This window comes from Kitasatospora sp. NPDC089913, assembly GCF_044748625.1.
Taxonomy (GTDB): Bacteria; Actinomycetota; Actinomycetes; order Streptomycetales; family Streptomycetaceae; genus Kitasatospora.
In genome coordinates this window covers 426334-447055 of the sequence record NZ_JBIVGI010000001.1, presented here as the reverse complement: position 1 = coordinate 447055, position 20722 = coordinate 426334, and the positions used below count along the sequence as shown (strand labels likewise).

Below are 20722 nucleotides of genomic sequence, written 5' to 3'. Positions count from 1 at the left end.
CCCGAGGGCCGCTGACCAGAGTTCTTCTGGTCGGCGGCCCTCGGGCTTTCCCGGTACCCGGGGGCGCCCCGCGGCGCCCCTCCGAACCTCAGGAGCCCCTGTGCAGCTGTCCGTCGACCCCGCCGCCACCACTCCCCCGTACGAGCAGATCCGGGCCCAGATCGCCGAACAGGCCCGGACCGGCGAGCTGGCGACCGGACTGCGGCTGCCCACCGTCCGCGCGCTGGCCGAGCAGCTCGGGCTGGCGGCCGGGACGGTCGCCCGCGCCTACCGGGAGCTGGAGACCGACGGGGTGGTGGAGACGCACGGCCGGCGCGGCACCCTGATCGCCGCGGTCGGCGACTCCGCCCACCGGCTGGCCGCGGCGGCCGCCGCCGAGTTCGCCGAGCGGGTCCGGCGGCTCGGGGTGCCGGCCGCGGACGCCCTGGCCGCCGCCGACAACGCGCTGCGGCTGGCCTACCGGGAGGGGGCCGGCGAGGGCCCGCAGGGCCCCTGAGGGCCCCCGGGGGGCCGCCCTCAGAGCTGCGGGGCGATCATCCCGCCGGCGGGGGCCCTGGTGGCCGGTGTGGTGGTGCTGACGGGCTGCCCGAGGGCGCTGTGCCCGACCCACTCGCCCCAGCCGACGTTCCAGTCCCCGAAGCCGTTGCCGAACGGCTCCATGCTCTTGCCCCGGCTGTTCACCACCGTCACCAGGTCCCCCACCCTGGTGTTCTGGTAGAACCAGTGGGCGTTCTCGGTGCTCATGCCGGTACAGCCGTGGCTGACGTTCTCCACGCCCTGGGAGCCCACCGACCAGGGTGCCGCGTGCACGTACTCGCCGCTCCAGGTGACCCTGGTGGCCCACTCGACGTCGAGGTCGTAGGACTCCTGGCTGCCGGCCGCTATGCCGATCGTCTCGCCGCTCATCCGGACCTTGCGCTCCTGGCCGAGCACCACCTTGACGCCGTTGCGGGTGTCGAAGCCGGGCTTGCCGGTGGTGACCGGGATCGTCCGGACCACCTGGCCGTCGCGCTTGAGGGTCAGCTCGTGGGCCGCCGCGTCGACCACCGTCTCGACCCGCTCGCCGATCCGCATCGCCAGGGTCGCCCGGTCGCCGCCGTACAGGCCGTCGGAGATCCGGCCGCCGGTGGCCTCGAAGGCCAGCGCGACGACGGTGCCGGTGGGCCAGTACTCCTCGGGGCGGAAGTGCAGGTTCTTGTCGTCCACCCAGTACCAGGCGCCGGTCACGGCGGGCTGCGAGGTCACCGTCAGCGCCCGCTCCACCTCCTGGCGGGCCTGCGGGTCCTTGACCGCCTCGGAGAGCTGCACGGTGAGCGGCTGGCCGACCCCGTAGACGCCGCTGCCGGAGGAGTCGGGGCCGAGCTTGGCGGTCAGCAGCCGCTGGGCGGCCAGGGTGGCGAACCCGGAGGTGGTCTCGCCGCGTCCGCCGCCGCCGTCGGCGGCGGCGATCCGCACGGTGTAGGCGGTGGCCGCCTTCAGCCGGCCGGTGGTCCGCCAGCTGCGCTGGTCCTCCGAGAGCTGCCCGGCAACGATCCGGCCGTCCGGGCCGACCACGGTGACGTCGGTCAGCCGGCTGCCCGGCTCCGCGGTGACCGTGACCGGCTGCGAGGGGTCCACCTTGTCCGTGGCGGAGAGGTGGACCAGCCGGGCCGCGTCGACCTTGCGGACCGGGTCCGCGACCTCCTCGCCGCCGGAGGTGCAGCCGGCCAGCGGGGCCAGCACAACGAGGGCCAGCGTGATGCCGCCGAGACCCGCGATTCCGCGCCTGTCGGCCATGACCGCCTCCCAGGGGTTCGCACGATTGGTCAGATCGTAGGAACCCCCTCCGGCTGAGCGACATCCGAACGGCGTCCGGTTGGGCCGGCGGGGTGAGGCGGTCACTCCGGGGACGCAACAGGGCCGGGCTTCCCGTGCGGGAAGCCCGGCCCTGTGGGAGAGAACCGGTCCTACTGGTTCTGGTTCTCGCCCCGGTAGAACTCGAAGACCCAGCCGAAGAGGCCGATCAGGATGACCGGGATCGACCAGTAGAGCAGCCACCAGCCGAAGATCACGCCGAGGAAGGCCAGCGCGCCGCCGACCGCCAGCGAGAGCGGCTGCCAGCTGTGCGGGGCGAAGAAGCCCAGCTCGCCGGAGTCGTCCGCGACCTCGGCCTCGGGGTTGTCACCCGCGCCGCTGTCCACCCGGCGGGCGGTGAAGGCGAGGTAGTACCCGATGAAGGCGCACAGCGCGAAGGCGAGGAAGAGCGCGGTGGTGCCCGCGGCCTCGATGCCGTGGTCGGAGCTGTTGGTCCACAGGCCGTAGGTGATCGCCATGGCCAGTACGAAGACCGCCAGGCCCAGGAAAATCTTGCCCTGTTCCCTCATCAGGCGTCGCCTTCCTTCTTGCCCTTGCCGAGCTTCGGGGCGTCGTACTTCGCCGGGGTCACACCGGCGAAGTGCTTGGCCGGCTCACCGTGGTACTCCAGGTAGTCCAGCGCGGCGATCTCCGGGTAGTGGAGGTCGAAGGCCGGGGATTCGGAGCGGATCCGGGGCAGGGTGAGGAAGTTGTGCCTCGGCGGCGGGCAGGAGGTCGCCCACTCCAGCGAACGGCCGTAGCCCCACGGGTCGTCGACGGTCACCTTCTCGCCGTACTTCGCCGTCTTCCACACGTTGTAGAGGAACGGCAGGATCGACAGGCCGAGCAGGAACGAACCGATGGTCGAGACGGTGTTCAGGGTGGTGAACCCGTCGGCGGCCAGGTAGTCGGCGTAGCGGCGGGGCATGCCCTCCGCGCCGAGCCAGTGCTGCACCAGGAAGGTGGTGTGGAAGCCGATGAACAGCGTCCAGAAGGTGACCTTGCCGAGGCGCTCGTCGAGCATCTTGCCGGTCATCTTCGGCCACCAGAAGTGGAAGCCGGCGAACATCGCGAAGACGACGGTGCCGAAGACCACGTAGTGGAAGTGGGCGACGACGAAGTACGAGTCCGAGACGTGGAAGTCGATCGGCGGGGAGGCCAGCAGGACACCGGTCAGACCGCCGAAGAGGAAGGTGACCAGGAAGCCGACCGTCCAGAGCATCGGGGTCTCGAAGCTCAGCGAGCCCTTCCACATGGTGCCGACCCAGTTGAAGAACTTCACACCGGTCGGGACCGCGATCAGGAAGGTCATGAAGGAGAAGAACGGCAGCAGCACCTGTCCGGTGACGTACATGTGGTGGGCCCACACCGTCACGGACAGACCGGCGATCGCGATGGTGGCCGCGATCAGGCCGGAGTAGCCGAACATCGGCTTGCGGCTGAAGACCGGGATGATCTCCGACACGATGCCGAAGAACGGCAGCGCGATGATGTACACCTCGGGGTGACCGAAGAACCAGAACAGGTGCTGCCAGAGCAGCGCGCCACCGTTGGCCGGGTCGAAGACGTGCGCCCCGAACTTGCGGTCCGCCTCCAGGGCGAACAGCGCGGCGGCGAGCACCGGGAAGGCCAGCAGGACCAGCACGGCGGTCAGCAGGACGTTCCAGACGAAGATCGACATCCGGAACATCGTCATGCCGGGCGCGCGCATGCAGATGATCGTGGTGATGAAGTTGACCGCACCGAGGATCGTGCCGAAGCCGGAGAAGGCCAGACCCATGATCCACATGTCGGCGCCGATGCCCGGCGAACGGACCGCGTCGGAGAGCGGCGCGTAGGCGAACCAGCCGAAGTCGGCGGCACCCTGCGGGGTGAGGAAGCCGGCCACCGCGATCAGCGAGCCGAACAGGTACAGCCAGTAGGCGAACATGTTCAGCCGCGGGAACGCGACGTCAGGTGCGCCGATCTGCAGCGGCATGATCCAGTTCGCGAAACCGGCGAAGAGCGGCGTCGCGAACATCAGCAGCATGACCGTGCCGTGCATCGTGAACGCCTGGTTGAACTGCTCGTTCGACAGGATCTGGGTCCCGGGACGAGCCAGCTCGGCGCGCATGACCAGGGCGAGGATGCCGCCGATCAGGAAGAAGGCGAACGACGTGCCCAGGTACAGCGTGCCGATCGTCTTGTGGTCAGTGGTGGTCAGCCACTTGATGATGGTGGAACCCGGCTTCCGGGTCCGCTGCGCCCCGACCGTGACGGCCCCGGCGCCCCCGCCGGCCGCGGCGGGCTCGTTGAGGATGGTCACTTCTCTTCACTTCCCATGGTCGTGATGCCGGAGGGCACCGCGCCGGTCTGACCCTTGGCCCGGAGGTCCTTCAGGTGCTGGTCGTACTCGGCACGGTCGACGACCTTCACGTTGAACAGCATGCGCGAGTGGTCGACGCCGCAGAGCTCGGCGCACTTGCCCATGTACTCACCCTTGACGGTCGGGGTGACCTCGAACTTGTTGACCACACCCGGAACGACGTCCATCTTCATCATGAAGTTGATGGGCCAGAAGTCGTGGATCACGTCACGCGAGGTGAGGCGGAACTGCACCGTCTCGTTCACCGGCAGGTAGAGGGTCGGCGGCTCGCCGGGGGTACCCACCTCGTACGCGGCCTGCTGGTTGGCCGGGTCGGGGTTCTCGGTGTTCTCGTAGTTGAACGCCCAGCTCCACTGGAAGCCCACCACGTTGACCATGTGCTGTGGCTTCTCGGAGACGGAGATCAGCTTCGACTCGTCGCGGGCGACGAAGTAGAAGAGGACCGACACGATGATGATCGGGACCGCGGTGTAGAGCGCCTCGATGGGCACGTTGTACCGGGTCTGCGGGGGGACCTGCACACCGGTGCGGCTGCGCCGGTGGAAGATCACGCTCCAGATGATCAGACCCCACATCAGTACGCCGACCACCAGCGCCGCGATCCAGGAGCCCTGCCACATGTGGAGGACCATCGGCCCTTCCTTGGTGACGGGGCTCGGGAGGCCAAGCCTGGGGAGGTCGTTGGCCGAGCAGCCGGTGGCGGTCGCGATGACGAGGCCCAGTGCCAGCGCCTGAGGCAGCTTCCGCCGCATCGTGCGCCGCGGCGAGCGGTCGGAGCCGTTGGGACTCACGTAGCGCCTTCCCGAAGTCTCGCCCGCCTTCGCGTCGCCCCGGGGAGGCTTTCCCTCCCCGGCGACCCGACCACGGGCACGGTTTGAATGCTTATGCGGGCCAAACCCTACTCCAGCCTTATGCGCTGCTGACGGGCAGGTCCCAGTAACGCGCCGCCCGAACACCCGATCAGGCCCGGCAGGGGCTGCGCCGCAGGTCATCCTAGGCATTAGGGGTCCGTACGCCCGATCGAGGGATGACCTCCGACAACGTGGTGACGCCCCGTCGGGAGCGGACTATCCGGACATTCGGGATGATCGACTGACGGGGGGTGAGGCGCCCTCGGAACCCCGGACACACCCGTCCGTGTCGTTAAATGTGACCGTGTACTTCGATGTGGCCTCCACCGCACCGCTCCACCCCGTCGCACGGCAGGCGCTGACCGCCGCCCTGGACGAGGGATGGGCCGACCCCGCCCGGCTCTACCGCTCCGGGCGCCAGGCCCGGATGCTGCTGGACGCCGCGCGGGAGACCGTGGCCGAGGTGATCGGCTGCCGGGCCGACGAGATCGCCTTCACCTCGAGCGGGACCCAGGCCGTCCAGCTCGGGGTGCTGGGCGCGCTGCGCGGCAACCGGCGGCGCGGCGGGCACCTGGCGCACTCCGCCGTCGAGCACTCCAGCGTGCTGCACAGCGCCGAACGGCACCTGGCCGAGGGCGGCGAGGTGACCGCCGTGCCGGTGGACCGGCACGGCCGGGTCGACCCGGAGGTCTTCGCCGCCGCGCTGCGGCCGGACACCGCGCTCGCCGTGCTGCAGTCCGCCAACCACGAGGTGGGCACGGTGCAGCCGGTCGACGAGGTGGCCGCGCTCCGCGGCGGGGTGCCGCTGCTGGTGGACGCCGCGCAGAGCGCCGGGCGGACGGACCTGCCGACCGGCTGGTCGCTGCTCACCGCCAGCGCGCACAAGTGGGGCGGACCGGCCGGGGTCGGGGTGCTCACGGTGCGCAAGGGCGTCCGCTACGTCTCGCCGCTGCCCTCCGACGAGCGGGAGGCGGGCCGGGTTCCGGGCTTCGTCAACGTGCCGGCGATCGTCGCGGCCGCGGCCTCGCTGCGCGCGGTACGGGCCGAGGCGGAGCGGGAGAACGCCCGGCTGCACGAGCTGGTCGAGCGGATCCGGACCCGGGTGCCGCGGCTGGTGCCCGAGGTGGAGGTGGTCGGCGACCCGGTGCGGCGGCTGCCGCACATCGTCACCTTCTCCTGTCTGTACGTGGACGGCGAGGTGCTGCTGGGCGAACTGGACCGGGCCGGGTTCGCGGTCTCCTCCGGCTCCTCCTGCACCTCGTCCACGCTGACCCCGAGCCATGTGCTGGCCGCGATGGGCGTGCTCACCGAGGGGAACGTCCGGGTCTCGCTGCCGTTCGGCACCACCGGGGCGGACGTCGACCGCTTCCTGACCGTGCTGCCGGAGCTGGTGGCCGGCGTCCGCGCCCCGCTGGGCCTGGACCTGCCCGCACCCGCCGCGGCCCGGGAGCACGACGGGGGGCCGCTGGTCCTGGACGCGCTGGGCAAGCGGTGCCCGCTGCCGGTGATCGAACTGGCGAAGCGGATCGGCGAGGTCCCGGTGGGCGGCACGGTCGTGGTGCTGGCCGACGACGAGGCGGCCCGGCTGGACGTGCCGGCCTGGTGCGGGATGCGCGAGCAGGAGTACCTGGGCGAGGCCCCGGCCGCCGAGTACGGCGGCGACCGGGGCTCGGCCTACCTGGTGCGGCGGGTCAGTTGACCAGGTGCGCGCGGACCTCGGCGCCGGCCTCGTCGCCGTAGGCCGCGACGAAGCGCTGCAGGAAGTCGTGCGGGCGCAGCTCGTACTCCTGGGTGCCGACGGTCTCGATCACCAGGGTGGCCAGCATGCAGCCGAGCTGGGCGGCGCGCTCCAGCTCCAGCTCCCAGGACAGACCGGCCAGGAAGCCGGCCCGGAAGGCGTCGCCGACACCGGTCGGGTCGGCCTTGGTGGTCTCGGGGGCGCAGCCGACCACGATCGGGGACTCGCCCTTGCGCTCGATCCGGACGCCCTTGCTGCCGAGGGTGGTGATCCGGGTGCCGACCCGGGTGAGGATCTCCTCCGCGTCCCAGCCGGTCTTGGACTCGATCAGCGCGGCCTCGTACTCGTTGGTGAAGAGGTACGCGGCGCCGTCGACGATCTGGCGGATGTCGTGGCCGTCGAGGCGGGCCAGCTGCTGCGACGGGTCCGCGGCGAAGGCGTAGCCGCGGGTGCGGCACTCCTGGGTGTGGCGGACCATCGCCTGCGGGTCGTCCGCGCCGATCAGCACCAGGTCGAGGCCGCCGACGCGGTCGGCGATCGGCTTGAGCTCGATGTTGCGGGCCTCGGCCATGGCACCGGTGTAGAACGAGGCGATCTGGTTGTGGTCCTCGTCCGTGGTGCACATGAAGCGCGCGGTGTGCCGGGTCTCGGAGATGTGGACGGACCGGCAGTCCACGTTGTTGCGCTCCAGCCAGCTGCGGTACTCCGCGAAGTCCGCGCCGGCCGCGCCGACCAGGACCGGGCGCAGGCCGAGCACGCCCATGCCGAAGGCGATGTTCGGCGCGACGCCGCCGCGGCGGATGTCGAGGGTGTCGACCAGGAAGGACAGCGACACGGTGTGCAGCTGCTCGGCGACCAGCTGGTCGGCGAACCGGCCGGGGAAGGTCATCAGGTGGTCGGTCGCGATCGAACCGGCGACGGCGATACGCACGGGGTCTCCTCAGGATGGCAGCGGGGCCATGGAACAACGGGGGTGGAACCCACCCACGGTACCCGGCGCGCCCGGGGCCCCAGCAAGACGCCGGGTGCGATCCCGGCCGACTGCTGTCACCCGCCACCCCCGAAGGTGTACTACCCCGGGGTAGCTCTGGTGACTGCCGGACGCCCGGCCTAGGGTCGCAGTCAGGGGCTCCTCCCGGCCCCGACCGGGACCGTGGCGGCGCTGCCACGGCAGGTGGATCGGAGTTGATGGCCGATGTTGCCCAGTCACCACCCGCTGCGGGTTCCGCCCGCGCTGCTCGGCGACGCCGACGGTGAGTCGCTCGACGCGCTGGTGGACTCCTCGCACCGGCTGCGACGTTTCTGGCCGCTGCTGGCGGCCGGCCCGCAGGACAGCGCGCCGGCCGGCTCAGGCTTCCGCGTCCCCTCCCGGGCCCGGCGCGTGGTCGCGTCGATGCCCGAGTACGGGCCCTGAGCGGGGCTGCCCAGGGTCCCGGGGGACGGCGGGGACGGACGGGGAACCGGAATCGTCCGGGCCACGTCACATCCCCGCGGTGCGGCCGCCGAGGCGTACCGCTGAGCCCTCGGGAGGAAGTTCAGATGGATCTGGAGAGCATGCCCAGGCGTTCCGGCCGGGCCCGCGCGACGGCGTTGGCCGGCCTCGCCCTGGCGGCGGTGGCCGTCCTGGCCGGGTGCGACGGCGGGACCAAAGCGGCTTCGGACACGGCGGCCTCCGGCGCGGAGCGGGCCCCGGCGAGCGCTTCCGCCTCGCCCGGCGCGGCCACCGGCAGCGCGGACCCGGCCGCCCCGGCCGCGACCTCGGCCCCGACCGCGCCGGCCCCGGTGACCACGCCGCCGGTCGACCCGACGGTCACCGCCCCGGACCCGAGGCCGGCCAGTCCGGCGCCCGCCACCAAGCCGGCAGCGCCCGCGACGACCCCCACCCCGGCGCCCACTCCCCCGGGCGGCAACGGCATCGCGGTGGGCGAGCCGCCGCCGAACGGCACCGGGAGCGGCTCGCCGGTGCACCCGGCGATCACCTACCGGGTGGACGGCAACAAGCTGACAATCTGGTTCTACGGCGGCATCTGCCAGCGCTACGCGCTCAAGGCCGACGAGTCCAAGCCGGGCCGGGTGGACGTCCGGGTGACCACGGCGGCGCCGGTCCCGGCCGGACAGGCCTGCGCCGAGCTCGCCAAGCGGCAGACCGTGACGGCCGACCTGAAGCAGCCGCTCCAGGGCCGGGCGGTGACCGATCTGGCGACCGGGCAGGAGGTGCCGCTCGAGGCGGACGCCAAGATCGGCCCGGATCCGGTGGTCCCGGACGTCCCCGGCAATCCGTGACCCCGGCGCGGACCGCGCGCGGACACGACGAAGGCGGCCTCCGGGATCCCGGGGGCCGCCTTCGTGCCGGACCGCTGTCGACCTGCTGACCGGGGACCGGCCGGCCGACCGCGGACCGACTAGCTGAACGAGTCGCCGCAGGCGCAGGAGCCGGTGGCGTTCGGGTTGTCGATCGTGAAGCCCTGCTTCTCGATGGTGTCGACGAAGTCGACGGTGGCGCCACCCAGGTACGGGGCGCTCATCCGGTCGGTGACGACCTTCACACCGTCGAAGTCCTTCAGCACGTCACCGTCGAGCGAGCGCTCGTCGAAGAACAGCTGGTAGCGCAGGCCCGAGCAACCGCCGGGCTGGACGGCGACGCGCAGCGCCAGGTCGTCCCGGCCTTCCTGCTCCAGCAGGCCCTTGACCTTGGCCGCGGCGGCATCGGTGAGGAGGATGCCACTCTCGACGGTGGTCTCGTCCTGGACGGTCATCTGCGTTCTCCCGGTCTTGACGACGGTCTGCCGCCAGTACCAACCGACGGCCGTCCGGATTCATTTCCCGGACGACGGAGTGTTTTCGGTGGATTCTCGGCGGCGGTGTTCCGTGGGCCGGGCGTGCACCCGTTCCCCATACGCCTTCCATGCTCGCACACCGGCGGCCCCGGGCCGCATCCCGCTCGGACCGATCCGGGCGAACCGGCCCCGCGGCGCGGGCCCGGCGGTCAGGATGGTGGGTATGCTCCTGCGCCCGCTCCAGGACTCCGCCGCCGACGCGGAAGCGGTCCGGCACATCGCCGCCGCCGCGTTCGCCTCGCTCCCCGACGCCCCGCCGCTCACCGGGCCGCCCCCGGCGTCCGTGTTCCAGCTGGCCCGCACCAGACACCTCGCGCGCACCGATCCGCAGGGCTGCTGGATGGCCGAGCTGGACGGCGGGCCGGTCGGCGCGGTGCTGGCGCTGCGCCGCGAGGGCGTCTGGGTGCTGGCGCTGCTCGTGGTGCTGCCGCAGGCGCAGGGCAAGGGGGTGGGGCGGCTGCTGCTGGAGCGGGCCCTCGCGCACGGGCGCGGCTGTCTGCGCGGGATGCTGTGCGCCTCGCCGTCGCCGGCGGCGGTGCGGCGGTACCGGCTGGCCGGGTTCACGCTGCACCCGGCGATGCAGCTGACCGGGCGGGTGGACCGGTCCCGGCTGGTCGACCCGGGGGACCTCCCGGTGCACCCCGGCAACGCCACCCACCGGCACCTGCTGGACTCGGTGGACCGGCGGCTGCGCGGAGCCGCGCACGGCCCGGACCACGAACTGCTGCTCGCGCACTGCGAGGAGGTGCTGGTCGCGGACACCCTGGCGGGCAGCGGCTACTGCTACCGGGAGGGCGGCGAGGTGCGGCTGCTGGCGGCCACCTCGAAGCGGATCGCCACCCGGCTGCTGCGCGAGGCGCTGGCCCGGGTGCCGGAGGGGATCGAGGCGCGGGTGGAGGCGCTGACCGCCGAGCAGGAGTGGGCGCTGGACGTCGGCCTCGAGCTGGGCCTGTCGGTGGCGACCCGGGGGTATCTGGGGCTGCGCGGGATGCGCCCGCCGGCGCCGTACATCCCCGACGGCGGGCTTCTCTAGGGGCGCTCCTCCGGATCACGCCGGACGCGCGCGACCCCCGCCGGGCCGGGGCCGGGCGGGGGTCGGTGCGCTTCGGGGCGGGTGCGCCGCGGGCGTCACTCCATGGTGTCGAGGATCTCCTTGACCATCTCCATGGTGGTGCCCGGGTGCAGGAAGGCGAAGCGGGCGACCGTCTCGCCGTCCCAGCCGGTCGGGGTGACGAAGCCGATCTGGTCCGCGAGGAGCTGCTGCGACCAGCGGTAGTAGTCGTCGTTGGTCCAGCCGTTGCGCTTGAAGCAGACCGCGGACAGCTGCGGGTCGAACAGCAGCTCCAGGTGCTCGCTGTCGCGGATCAGCTGCGCGGTCTCCCGGGCCAGCGTCAGGCCGGCCTCGATGGCGTCGGTGTACGCCTGGACGCCGTGCACGGCCAGCGAGAACCACAGCGGCAGACCGCGGGCGCGCCGGGTCAGGTGGTAGGCGTAGTCGGTGGGGTTCCACTCGTCGCCCTCGGTGTGCAGCACGTCCAGGTAGGAGGCGTCCTGGGTGTGCACGGCACGGGCGAGCTGCGGGTTGCGGTAGATCAGCGCGGCGCAGTCGAACGGCGCGAACAGCCACTTGTGCGGGTCGACGACGAAGGAGTCGGCGTGCTCGATGCCGTTGTAGCGCTCGCGGACGGAGGGGGCGAACAGGCCCGCGCCGCCGTAGGCGCCGTCGACGTGGAACCACAGCCCGCGCTCGCGGGCGACCTCGGACAGGCCCTGGAGGTCGTCGACGATGCCCTCGTTGGTGGTGCCGCCGGTGCCGACGACGGCGATCACCGTCTCCGGGTTCGGGTCGGCGGCCAGGGCGGCGCGCAGCGCCTCGCCGGTGAACCGGCGGTCGACGGTCGGGACCTTGAACGCCTCGACGCCGATGATGTTGAAGGTGTTCTTCACCGAGGAGTGCACCTGGTCGGCGACCGCGATCCGAAGCCGGGCCTCCGGCCCGACGTTCAGCCGGCGGCGGGCGGTGTCCCGGGCGACGACCAGGGCGGAGAGGTTGCCGGCCGAACCGCCGGAGACGAAGGTGCCGCCGGCCGAGTCCGGCATGCCCGCGCGGTCGGCTATCAGGCGCAGCACCTGGTTCTCGGCGGCGATCGCGCCGGCCGCCTCCAGCCAGGAGATGCCCTGGAGCGAGGCGCAGGAGACCACCATGTCGAAGAGCAGCGCGGCCTTGGTGGGGGCGCACGGGATGAAGGACAGGTAGCGCGGGCTGTCGGCGGAGATCACCGCGCGGGAGAGCTCGTGGTCGTAGAGCTTGAGCACGTCGGCCGGGTCGTTGCCGTCCTGGTTGAGCAGGCCGGACAGCTGGGCGCGCAGGTGCTCGCCGTCACCGGGGTGGTCGAGCGGGACGGGGTCGTACTGCAGCCGCTCGCGCATGTAGTCGAAAACCAGGTCGACCAGGTCGCTGTCGGGCCGGTGCATGCGGTCGGGGGCTGCGGACACGGGTGTCCCTCTCGGCTGTGGGGGTCGGGGAGGGTCCGGTGGAACGGGGGGGGTTGGCACCGCACGGCCGGACATGATCAGCGTAGGCAGCGGCGGGCCCTCCCCGCGCGTCGGAACGCGGCCGGTCGGGCAGCTTTCGGGCGTCTTCGGCGGGCCCCGCGCAGGATTCCTGCGCGGGGGGCGAAATGGGCCGAACGGGGAGGTTCCCGCAGGGCGTGCGCCGCGGTCGCGCGCTAGCCGATCAGCTGGGAGAGGACCACCGAGGAGCGGCTGCGCTGGACGCCGGGCTCACGGCGGATCCGCTCGATGACCGCCTCCAGGTGGCGCATGTCGGCGGCCCGCAGGTGGACCAGCGCGTCCGGATCGCCGGTGACCGTCCAGGCGGCGACCACCTCGGGGAACTGCCGCAGGCTGGCGAGGATCTCCTCGGGGGCGGTCCGCTCGCGGCAGTAGACCTCGACGAAGGCCTCGGTCTGCCAGCCGAGCACCGAGGGGTCGAGCACCACGGTGAAGCCGCGGACCACCCCGCGCGCCCGCAGCCGGTCGATCCGGCGGCGGACGGCGGTGGCGGAGAGGTTGACCTGAAGCCCGATCTCGGCGTACGAGGCCCGGCCGTCCCCGGCCAGCCGGGCGAGCAGGAGGCGGTCGGTCTCGTCCAGGGAGGCCCCGGCCGTCTCGTTCGCTGGGCTGCTGCTCATCGGTGCGGGGCTCCACGGGTCGTGCGGCGTCGGGATCGGGGCGGGCCCTCGCCCGCCGGGGGACGGCGGCGGCCCGCCGAAACGGTTCGGCTCCATTCTGGCGGATGTCAGGAGCGAGTTCACCGCTGGCGGATGACAACGGGAGGACGTCCGCCGGTCGGCCGGTCGGCGCTCAGCCGGTGAGCAGGACGATCTTGCCCCGGGTGCGGCCCTCGGCACTCAGCGCCTGGGCGGAGGCGGCCTGGGCGAGCGGGAAGGTGGAGGCGACGGTCACGGTCAGCCGTCCCTCGTCGGCGAGCGCGGCCAGCTCGGCGAGCCCGGCGGCGTCCGGGCGGACCCAGACGTACCGGCCGCCGCGGGCCTTGACCCCGAAGTCCGCGATCGAGGCGATCCGCGCCGGGTCGGCGACCAGTCCGGCCGAGACCTCGACGGCGTCCCCGCCGACCAGGTCCAGGGCCGCGTCCACCCCCTCCGGGGCCAGCGCCCGGACCCGCTCCGCCAGTCCCTCGCCGTACCGGACCGGCTCGGCGCCGAGCTCGCGCAGATAGTCGTGGTTGCGTTCGCCGGCGGTGCCGATCACCCGGGCCCCCAGGGCGCGGGCGATCTGCACGGCCAGGTGGCCGACCCCGCCGGCGGCGGCGTGCACCAGGACGGTGTCACCGGGGCCGACCCCCACCGCCCGCAGCGACTGGAGGGCGGTGAGTCCGGCCAGCGGCAGTCCGCCGGCCTGCGCCCAGTCCAGCGCGGCCGGCTTGCGGGCCAGGGTGCGGACCGGAGCGGCCACCAGCTCGGCATAGGTGCCGTGCTCGACCGTGTCCTTGCGCACATAGCCGTAGACCTCGTCGCCGGGCGCGAACTCGGTGACGCCGCCGCCGACGGCCCGGACCACGCCCGCCGCGTCCCAGCCCATCACCAGCGGGAAGTGCGCGTCGAGCAGGCCGTCCAGCAGCCCGTCCCGCACCTTCCAGTCGACCGGGTTCACCCCGGCCGCCCTGACCTGCACCAGTACCGAGTCCGGGCCGACCTTCGGGTCGGGGAGGTCGGTGTACTCGACGGCCTCGGGGCCGCCGTAGTGGTGGATCGCGATTGCCTTCATGCCACCAGCGAAACCCGGCCGGACCTGAATCCGGTTCCGGCCACGCCGGGCGGGCCCGGGAAGGCTCCGAACCGGCGAGCGGTTCTCGTCACATCGACAGGATGGCCATCGTCACTCTGACGCTAACCGGTTATCATAGATTGCGTCAGTTAGACGAAAAGGCTGCACCGCTTGATCGGCCGCACAGAAGGGCACCCGCCCGTGACCACCACCATCACCGAGACCTACGGCGTCGACCCCACCCCGACGCCGCTCGCTCTGCTGCTGCTCGGCCGCCAGGCCGACCCGAACAGCGAGCGCGGCGTCGAGTGCCCCGGCGACCTCCCCCCGGCCTCCGACCCGGACCTGGTCGAGCGCGCCCGCGCCGCCAAGGCCGCGCTCGGCGACCGCGTCTTCATCCTGGGCCACCACTACCAGCGCGACGAGGTGATCGAGTTCGCCGACGTCACCGGCGACTCCTTCAAGCTCGCCCGGGACGCCGCGGCCCGTCCGGAGGCCGAGTACATCGTCTTCTGCGGTGTGCACTTCATGGCCGAGTCGGCCGACATCCTCACCGGCGACGCCCAGCAGGTCGTCCTGCCGGACCTCGCCGCGGGCTGTTCGATGGCCGACATGGCCACCGCCGAGCAGGTCGCCGAGTGCTGGGACGTGCTGACCGACGCCGGGATAGCCGACGTGACCGTCCCGGTCTCGTACATGAACTCCTCCGCCGACATCAAGGCCTTCACCGGCCGGCACGGCGGCACCATCTGCACCTCCTCCAACGCCCGGCGGGCGCTGGAGTGGGCGTACGAGCAGGGCCAGAAGGTCCTGTTCCTGCCCGACCAGCACCTGGGCCGCAACACCGCGGTGCGGGACATGGGCTTCTCGCTGGACGACTGCGTCGTCTACAACCCGCACAAGCCGAACGGCGGCCTGACCGTCGAGCAGCTGCGGGACGCGAAGATGATCCTCTGGCGCGGCCACTGCTCGGTGCACGGCCGGTTCACCCTGGACTCGGTGAACGACGTGCGCGAGCGGGTCCCCGGCGTCAACGTCCTGGTGCACCCCGAGTGCCGGCACGAGGTCGTCGCAGCCGCCGACATGGTCGGCTCGACCGAGTACATCATCAAGGCGCTGGACGCCGCCGAGCCCGGTTCCAAGTGGGCCATCGGCACCGAGCTCAACCTCGTCCGCCGGCTCGCCAAGGCGCACCCGGACAAGGAGGTCGTCTTCCTCGACCGGGCGGTCTGCTTCTGCTCCACCATGAACCGGATCGACCTCCCGCACCTGGTGTGGGCGCTGGAGTCGCTGGTCGAGGGCCGGGTGCCGAACGTGATCAAGGTCGACCCGGAGACCGAGAAGTACGCCAAGGCGGCGCTGGACCGGATGCTGGCCCTGCCGTAACGATTCGCCCGGTCCGCGAGCGGTCCGGGCAGCGAGCGGTCCGGGCAGCGACAAAGGGCGGGCCCCCTCCGTGCGGAGGGGGCCCGCCCCCGTGTCTGGCGCGAGACGGCGGCTACTCGGGAATGCCCGGGATGAGGCCGTCGCCCTCCGCCCGCAGCATCTCGCGGACGTCCTCGATGGTGGCCTCGGAGTCCGGCAGGATCAGGTCGGACGGCTCCAGCGAATCGTCCGCCAGCGGGGTGCCGAACTCCCGCACGGCGCCGAGCAGCTCGGCGAGCGCCCGGCGGAAGTGTTCCTCGTCCCCCGACTCCAGTGCGGTGAGCAGCTCGTCGTCGAGCTCGTTGAGCCGGTTCAGATGGGCCTCGCCCACCTGGAACTGCCCCTCACCCATGACCCGCATGATCATGCCGTGCGTCTCCCTGTTCCTGGGGATGGTCCCGGAGGTGCTCCGGGGCGGAGCTCAGGTCGGTTGCGGCTCCGACTACTTGTTGTAGTTGATCCGCGGGCCGTCCTGCTGCTGCGGCGCGGCGTCCTGCGGGCGACCCTGCTCGATCGCCTGCGGGGCGGCCGGGGAGCCCCCGGTCAGCTCGGCCTTCATCCGGGCCAGCTCCAGCTCGACGTCGGAACCGCCGGCCACCCGCTCCAGCTCGGCCTCGATGTCGTCCTTGCGGCCGAGACCGCTGGCGTCGTCGAGCGCGCCGGAGGCCAGCAGCTCGTCGATCGCACCGGCCCGGGCCTGCATCTGCGCGGTCTTGTCCTCGGCCCGCTGGATCGCCAGACCGACGTCGCCCATCTCCTCCGAGATACCGGAGAAGGACTCGGCGATCCGGGTCTGCGCCTGCGCCGCGGTGTAGGTGGCCTTGATGGTCTCCTTCTTGGTGCGGAAGGCGTCGACCTTGGCCTGCAGCCGCTGGGAGGCGAGCGTGAGCTTCTCCTCCTCGGCCTGGAGCTGCTGGTACTGCACCTCCAGGTCGTTGATCTGGGACTGCATGTTCGCCTTGCGGGTGAGGGCCTCGCGGGCGAGGTCCTCCCGGCCGAGCGAGAGCGCCTTGCGGCCCTGGTCCTCGTACTTCGCCGACTGCTGCTGCAGCTGGGTCAGCTGGAGCTCCAGACGCTTGCGCGAGGTGGCCACGTCGGCGACGCCACGACGCACCTTCTGCAGCAGCTCGAGCTGCTTCTGGTACGAATAATCGAGCGTCTCACGCGGATCCTCCGCCCGGTCCAAGGCCTTGTTCGCCTTGGAGCGGAAGATCAGCCCCATACGCTTCATGATTCCGTCGCTCATGGGCCTCGGGTGCCCCCTTCTCCGGCCTGCGGTATCAGTCTCTTACCAGACACGACGAGTGTAGTTGCAGCGAGCCCGTCGCCGCAGTGCACCTGCCTGCAACAAGCCTGCTACAGGTCGGTCCCGGGAAGCCTCATCCGCGGGGTGGATCCCGCCCTCATTCCACCCGCCGGTCAGCGGAGTGATCCCCTACGGGACTCCCCCCGCAACTCCCCCCGCGGTCCCCCCCGGGAGCCGTCGCGGCCGGTCCGGGACGCGATCGATACGCGTTCGGTTCCCGGGGGGCCCGGAGAAGCGTCGCCGCACCCCGTAGGCTGGTGGTGTGTTCCGACGCCGTTCAGATGATGCCGCCGCCTCCGCCACCGTGCTGGAGAAGCAGGACGGCAAGACGCAGACCCGCGACCCGCAGGCGAAGAAGGGACGGCCCACGCCCAAGCGCAGTGAGGCCGAGACCAACCGCCGGACCAGGGTCACTGTGCCCAAGGACCGCAAGGAGGCCTCCCGCCAGGCCCGCGAGCGGATGCGCTCCGAGCGCGAGAAGCAGCGCCAGGCGCTGATGGACGGCGACGAGCGCCACCTGCCGGCCCGTGACAAGGGCCCGGTGCGGAAGTTCACCCGCGACTACGTGGACGCCCGCTGGTCGCTCGCCGAGTTCTTCCTGCCCGCCGCCGTGCTGATCCTGGTGCTCAGCATCGTCAAGGTGCCGGCCCTGCAGCTGCTCTCCACGCTGCTGTTCCTGCTCTTCTTCGTCCTGGTGATCCTGGACTTCGTCCGGCTCGGCTTCGGCCTGCGCAAGCAGCTCGCCGAGCGCTTCGCCGGGCAGAACACCCGCGGCGCGGTCGCGTACGGCCTGATGCGCATCCTGCAGATGCGCCGGCTGCGACTGCCCAAGCCGCAGGTGCGGCGCGGGGAGAAGCCCTGACCGCCGAACCGGTGGACTCCGGCTGGGCCCCTCCCCTGTGGGACGGGCCCGGCCTCTACGCGCTCCCCGGCCAGGGGGGCGGCGGCCACGACCGGATCGCGCAGGAGCGGGACGGGTACGAGCGGCACGGCCACGAGCGGCGGCTGCCCTCGCGCAGCGGCTCCTTCGCCGGCGGCACCGGCCCCGCTCCGGGACGCTCCGGCACCTTGCGCAACCTCGTCCGGCAGGAGATGGTCGCCCGGCAGCTCGCCGAGCAGCTCACCGGACGGGCCGCCCAGCGCGTGCTCGACATCGGCTGCGGCCAGGGCACCCAGGCGCTGCGGCTGGCCCGGGCCGGCCACTACGTCACCGGCATCGACTCCGACCCGGCCGCGCTCGGCGCCGCCCAGGAGACGCTGGCCGGGGAGCCCGACGCCGTACGCGAGCGGATCCAGCTGCTGATCGGCGACGGGCACCAGTGCGGGCGCTGGTTCGGGGCGCGCAGCTTCGACGTCGTGCTCTGCCACGGCGTGCTGATGTACCTGCCGGACCCCGATCCGATGATCGCCTCGCTGGCCCGGCTGCTCGCCCCGGGCGGGCTGCTCTCGCTGGTGGTCCGCAACCGCGACGCGCTCGCGCTGCGGCCCGCGGCCGCCGGCGACTGGCGCGCCGCCCTGGAGGCCTTCGACAGCGACCGGTACTACAACCGGCTCGGTCTGGCCGCCCGTGCCGACCGGATCGGCGACCTCGCCGTCACCCTCTCCGAGGTGTCCGTGCCGCTGCGGCACTGGTACGGCGTCCGGGTCCTCACCGAGAGCACCCCCGACGACGCGCCGCCCGTGGACGGCCGGCAGCTCGCCCAGCTGCTGGAGGCCGAGGAACGCGCCGGGCGCACCGACCCGTACCGGCAGGTCGCCGCGCTGCTGCACGTCGTCGGGATGAAGTAGCCCCGCCGGGGCGGGCCCGGCGGGGGCCGCCCGCGCACCGGCGGGCGGCCCCCGCTCCTTCGGACCGGATCAGCCCTCGTGCAGGCTCATCGTGTAGATCTCGCGGTCGTCGTCCAGCAGGACCGCGCGGTCCACCCCGTCCTCGGCCAGCTGCTTCCAGTTCTCCCCGATCCACGTCTCCGCGTCGCCCTGGCCGGCGAACTCCTCCGCCTGCCCGCTGCCCGGGGCCACCACCGTGCCGTCCGCCTTCTCGTACCGCCACGTCCAGACCATGCCCGGCTCCTCCCGCCGACGACCAGCGATGCGCTCTGTGCTGCGCACCCTAAGCCCTCAGGTTGCCCGGCCGGATCTTCGGTATGCGCCGTGCGCGAGGATGGGTGCATGACACCAGACGCACCGCTCCCCCGCACCCTGCTCCTCGGCGGCGCGCGGTCCGGCAAGTCGACCCGGGCCGAACAGCTGCTGGCCCGGTACGACGACGTGCTGTACGTGGCCACCGGCGGCACCCGGGACGGCGACGCGGAGTGGGCGCAGCGGGTCGCCCTGCACCGGGACCGGCGCCCGGCGAGCTGGCGCACCGCCGAGACCTGCGAGTTGGAGGCCGTCCTGGCCGACACCGCCGACCCGGCGCCGGTGCTGGTCGACTGCCTGGCGCTGTGGCTCACCTCGGTGATGGACGAGTGCGGGGCCTGGGACGACGCGGTCTGGGCGGACGGCGGCGAGGCCGGGGTCCAGCGGCGCTGCGCGGCGCTGGCGGCCGCCTGGGCGGGGACCCGGCGGCAGGTGGTGGCGGTCAGCAACGAGGTCGGTATGGGCGTCGTCCCGGCCACCGCGGCCGGCCGCCGGTTCCGCGACACCCTGGGCCGGCTCAACATGGCGGTGGCGGACGCCTCCGAGCGTGTGCTGCTGGTGGTGGCGGGGCAGGTCCTCACCGTCAAGCCCGCCGCCGGGTGAGGACCTGCCGCCCGGTTCCCTCCGGGACGCTCGGCCCGGCGCCGACGGTCGGCGGGCACGGCGCCGCCTCCTTCGTCGGGGGCTCCGGGCCCTGCTCCCTTTCGGCACCGGCGCCCCTCCGGTGAACACGTACGGCGTGTAGCCTTCCGGACGATGGACACGACCGTGGATCTCGATACGTTCTCCTCGCTCGTCGAGCGCCCCGACGAGAGCGCCCGGCGCGCCGCCGAGGAGCGGTGGCAGGAGCTGGACCGGCCGCCGGGCGGCCTCGGCAAGCTGGAGGAGCTGGGCGCCTGGCTGTCCTCCGTGCAGGGGCGCTCCCCCGTGCGGCCGCTGTCGGCGCCCAAGGTGGTGCTGTTCGCCGCCGACCACGGGGTGGCCCGGGTCGGGGTCTCCCGGCTGCCCGCCGGGGGCGGCACGGCCGCGCGCGTGCGGGCCGTGCTCGACGGCACCGCGCCGGTCGCGCTGCTCGCCCGGCGCTTCGGCGCCGAGGTGCGGGTGGTGGACGTCGCGGTCGACGCCGAAGCCGCGGACTTCCCCGACGAGGTGACGGCGCACCGGGTGCGGCGCGGCTCCGGGCGGATCGACGTCGAGGACGCGCTGAGCCCTGAGGAGACCGCTGCGGCGTTCCGGGCCGGGATGGCCGTCGCCGACGAGGAGGCCGACGCCGGGACCGACCTGGTGGTGCTGGGCGACCTCGGGGTCGGTTCGACCACGGTGGCGGCGGTCCTGGTCGGCGCGCTCTGCGGGACGGACGCGGCGGCGGTCACCGGACGCGGCTCGGGCATCGACGACCGGGTGTGGATGGTCAAGTGCGCGACCGTGCGCGACTCGCTGCGGCGGGCCCGGCCGGTGCTGGGCGACCAGTTGGCGCTGCTCGGGGCCACCGGCGGCGCGGACTTCGCGGCGATCACCGGCTTCCTGCTGCAGGCCGCGGTGCGGAAGCTGCCGGTGGTGCTGGACGGGGTCGTCTCGGCGGCCTGCGCGCTGGTCGCGCAGCGGATCGCGTTCCGGGCGCCGGAGTGGTGGCGGGCCGGGCAGACCAGCGGCGAGCCGGCCCAGGCCAAGGCGTACGACCGGCTGACCCTGACGCCGCTGCAGGAGCAGGGGATCACCATGGGCGAGGGCGTCGGCGCGCTGATGGCGCTGCCGCTGCTCCAGGCCGCGGCGGACACGCTGGCCGACGAGCCGCCGACGGCGTACGTACCGGCGGCGCCGAAGGAGCCGGCCCGGCTGCCGACGGCGGCGGAGCTGCTGGGCAAGCTGTAGCGAGTACGTCAGGAAGGGCCGGGGCCCGGGATCCGTCGCGACCGACGGGCCCCGGGCCCCCGGCAC

22 protein-coding genes are annotated in these 20722 nt (G+C 72.9%); 10 read left to right on the top strand and 12 right to left on the bottom strand.

The features are described 5' to 3' along the window. Positions 1-100 precede the first annotated feature (100 nt). The gene (locus tag ACIPYS_RS02000; protein WP_400741947.1) at positions 101-496 is read left to right on the top strand and encodes a GntR family transcriptional regulator; all 396 of its coding nucleotides are present in this window, start codon (positions 101-103) and stop codon (positions 494-496) included. Positions 497-516: 20 nt separating this feature from the next. On the opposite strand, the gene ACIPYS_RS01995 is transcribed toward ACIPYS_RS02000, so the two are convergent. From ACIPYS_RS01995 to coxB, 4 genes are all read right to left on the bottom strand, one after another. Further along, on the bottom strand, positions 517-1776 hold the full coding sequence (locus ACIPYS_RS01995) for an Ig-like domain-containing protein (protein ID WP_093862322.1): 1260 nt from the start codon (positions 1774-1776) through the stop codon (positions 517-519). Positions 1777-1946: 170 nt separating this feature from the next. Continuing rightward, a complete protein-coding gene (locus ACIPYS_RS01990; protein ID WP_045938258.1) occupies positions 1947-2363 on the bottom strand; it encodes a cytochrome c oxidase subunit 4 in 417 nt (138 codons plus the stop codon). After that, entirely contained in the window at positions 2363-4138 is a 1776-nt protein-coding gene (gene ctaD, locus ACIPYS_RS01985; protein ID WP_093862321.1) for a cytochrome c oxidase subunit I, read from the bottom strand. The genes ACIPYS_RS01990 and ctaD overlap by 1 nt, the downstream gene beginning before the upstream one ends. Beyond that, the gene (gene coxB, locus ACIPYS_RS01980; RefSeq protein ID WP_093862320.1) at positions 4135-4989 is read right to left on the bottom strand and encodes a cytochrome c oxidase subunit II; all 855 of its coding nucleotides are present in this window, start codon (positions 4987-4989) and stop codon (positions 4135-4137) included. Before coxB ends, ctaD begins: the two co-directional genes overlap by 4 nt. Positions 4990-5353: 364 nt before the next feature. Between coxB and ACIPYS_RS01975 the strand changes: the two genes are divergently transcribed. Further along, positions 5354-6748 carry a cysteine desulfurase/sulfurtransferase TusA family protein gene (locus ACIPYS_RS01975; protein WP_400741941.1) on the top strand — a complete coding sequence of 465 codons (1395 nt, stop codon included), beginning with the start codon at positions 5354-5356 and terminating at the stop codon, positions 6746-6748. On the opposite strand, the gene ACIPYS_RS01970 is transcribed toward ACIPYS_RS01975, so the two are convergent. Next, positions 6741-7718 (bottom strand): carbohydrate kinase family protein, encoded by a 978-nt coding sequence (locus tag ACIPYS_RS01970; RefSeq protein WP_093862319.1) that lies wholly within the window; start codon positions 7716-7718, stop codon positions 6741-6743. The two genes, ACIPYS_RS01975 and ACIPYS_RS01970, sit on opposite strands and share 8 nt — an antisense overlap. Before the next feature lie 264 nt (positions 7719-7982). Here ACIPYS_RS01970 and ACIPYS_RS01965 point away from each other — a divergent pair, with 264 nt between their 5' ends. Then, complete coding sequence (locus tag ACIPYS_RS01965; protein ID WP_400741937.1) at positions 7983-8201, top strand: hypothetical protein; 219 nt, start codon at positions 7983-7985, stop codon at positions 8199-8201. Positions 8202-8326: 125 nt separating this feature from the next. Next, the gene (locus ACIPYS_RS01960; protein ID WP_400741934.1) at positions 8327-9070 is read left to right on the top strand and encodes a hypothetical protein; all 744 of its coding nucleotides are present in this window, start codon (positions 8327-8329) and stop codon (positions 9068-9070) included. 119 nt (positions 9071-9189) lie between these two features. On the opposite strand, the gene erpA is transcribed toward ACIPYS_RS01960, so the two are convergent. After that, on the bottom strand, positions 9190-9543 hold the full coding sequence (gene erpA, locus ACIPYS_RS01955) for an iron-sulfur cluster insertion protein ErpA (protein ID WP_030391519.1): 354 nt from the start codon (positions 9541-9543) through the stop codon (positions 9190-9192). 244 nt (positions 9544-9787) lie between these two features. Here erpA and ACIPYS_RS01950 point away from each other — a divergent pair, with 244 nt between their 5' ends. Beyond that, positions 9788-10657, top strand: a complete 870-nt coding sequence (locus tag ACIPYS_RS01950; protein WP_400741931.1) for a GNAT family N-acetyltransferase — start codon at positions 9788-9790, stop codon at positions 10655-10657. A gap of 95 nt (positions 10658-10752) precedes the next feature. Here the strand turns inward: ACIPYS_RS01950 and ACIPYS_RS01945 are convergent, their stop codons facing one another. From ACIPYS_RS01945 to ACIPYS_RS01935, 3 genes are all read right to left on the bottom strand, one after another. Next, the gene (locus tag ACIPYS_RS01945; protein ID WP_093862315.1) at positions 10753-12120 is read right to left on the bottom strand and encodes a pyridoxal-dependent decarboxylase; all 1368 of its coding nucleotides are present in this window, start codon (positions 12118-12120) and stop codon (positions 10753-10755) included. A gap of 233 nt (positions 12121-12353) precedes the next feature. Beyond that, complete coding sequence (locus tag ACIPYS_RS01940; protein ID WP_093862314.1) at positions 12354-12818, bottom strand: Lrp/AsnC family transcriptional regulator; 465 nt, start codon at positions 12816-12818, stop codon at positions 12354-12356. Positions 12819-12990: 172 nt separating this feature from the next. After that, positions 12991-13914: an NADP-dependent oxidoreductase gene (locus tag ACIPYS_RS01935; protein WP_173862139.1), complete on the bottom strand. Its 924-nt coding sequence runs from the start codon at positions 13912-13914 to the stop codon at positions 12991-12993. Positions 13915-14115: 201 nt separating this feature from the next. On the opposite strand from ACIPYS_RS01935, the gene nadA reads away from it, so the two are divergent. Further along, on the top strand, positions 14116-15300 hold the full coding sequence (nadA, locus tag ACIPYS_RS01930; protein WP_369826238.1) for a quinolinate synthase NadA: 1185 nt from the start codon (positions 14116-14118) through the stop codon (positions 15298-15300). Positions 15301-15412: 112 nt separating this feature from the next. Here nadA and ACIPYS_RS01925 read toward each other — a convergent pair whose 3' ends face one another. Next, positions 15413-15706 (bottom strand): hypothetical protein, encoded by a 294-nt coding sequence (locus ACIPYS_RS01925; protein WP_093862313.1) that lies wholly within the window; start codon positions 15704-15706, stop codon positions 15413-15415. Positions 15707-15781: 75 nt separating this feature from the next. Then, on the bottom strand, positions 15782-16585 hold the full coding sequence (locus ACIPYS_RS01920; protein WP_078879583.1) for a PspA/IM30 family protein: 804 nt from the start codon (positions 16583-16585) through the stop codon (positions 15782-15784). A 322-nt stretch (positions 16586-16907) separates the two neighbouring features. Here ACIPYS_RS01920 and ACIPYS_RS01915 point away from each other — a divergent pair, with 322 nt between their 5' ends. Beyond that, entirely contained in the window at positions 16908-17507 is a 600-nt protein-coding gene (locus ACIPYS_RS01915; RefSeq protein ID WP_093862312.1) for a DUF3043 domain-containing protein, read from the top strand. Between the two features lie 230 nt (positions 17508-17737). Continuing rightward, on the top strand, positions 17738-18433 hold the full coding sequence (locus ACIPYS_RS01910) for a bifunctional 2-polyprenyl-6-hydroxyphenol methylase/3-demethylubiquinol 3-O-methyltransferase UbiG (protein ID WP_093865167.1): 696 nt from the start codon (positions 17738-17740) through the stop codon (positions 18431-18433). 69 nt (positions 18434-18502) lie between these two features. Here ACIPYS_RS01910 and ACIPYS_RS01905 read toward each other — a convergent pair whose 3' ends face one another. Continuing rightward, on the bottom strand, positions 18503-18706 hold the full coding sequence (locus ACIPYS_RS01905) for a hypothetical protein (RefSeq protein ID WP_030391529.1): 204 nt from the start codon (positions 18704-18706) through the stop codon (positions 18503-18505). 108 nt (positions 18707-18814) lie between these two features. Here ACIPYS_RS01905 and cobU point away from each other — a divergent pair, with 108 nt between their 5' ends. Continuing rightward, positions 18815-19387 carry a bifunctional adenosylcobinamide kinase/adenosylcobinamide-phosphate guanylyltransferase gene (cobU, locus tag ACIPYS_RS01900; protein ID WP_093862311.1) on the top strand — a complete coding sequence of 191 codons (573 nt, stop codon included), beginning with the start codon at positions 18815-18817 and terminating at the stop codon, positions 19385-19387. A 153-nt stretch (positions 19388-19540) separates the two neighbouring features. Beyond that, the gene (locus ACIPYS_RS01895; RefSeq protein ID WP_093862310.1) at positions 19541-20656 is read left to right on the top strand and encodes a nicotinate-nucleotide--dimethylbenzimidazole phosphoribosyltransferase; all 1116 of its coding nucleotides are present in this window, start codon (positions 19541-19543) and stop codon (positions 20654-20656) included. Positions 20657-20722: the final 66 nt, after the last annotated feature.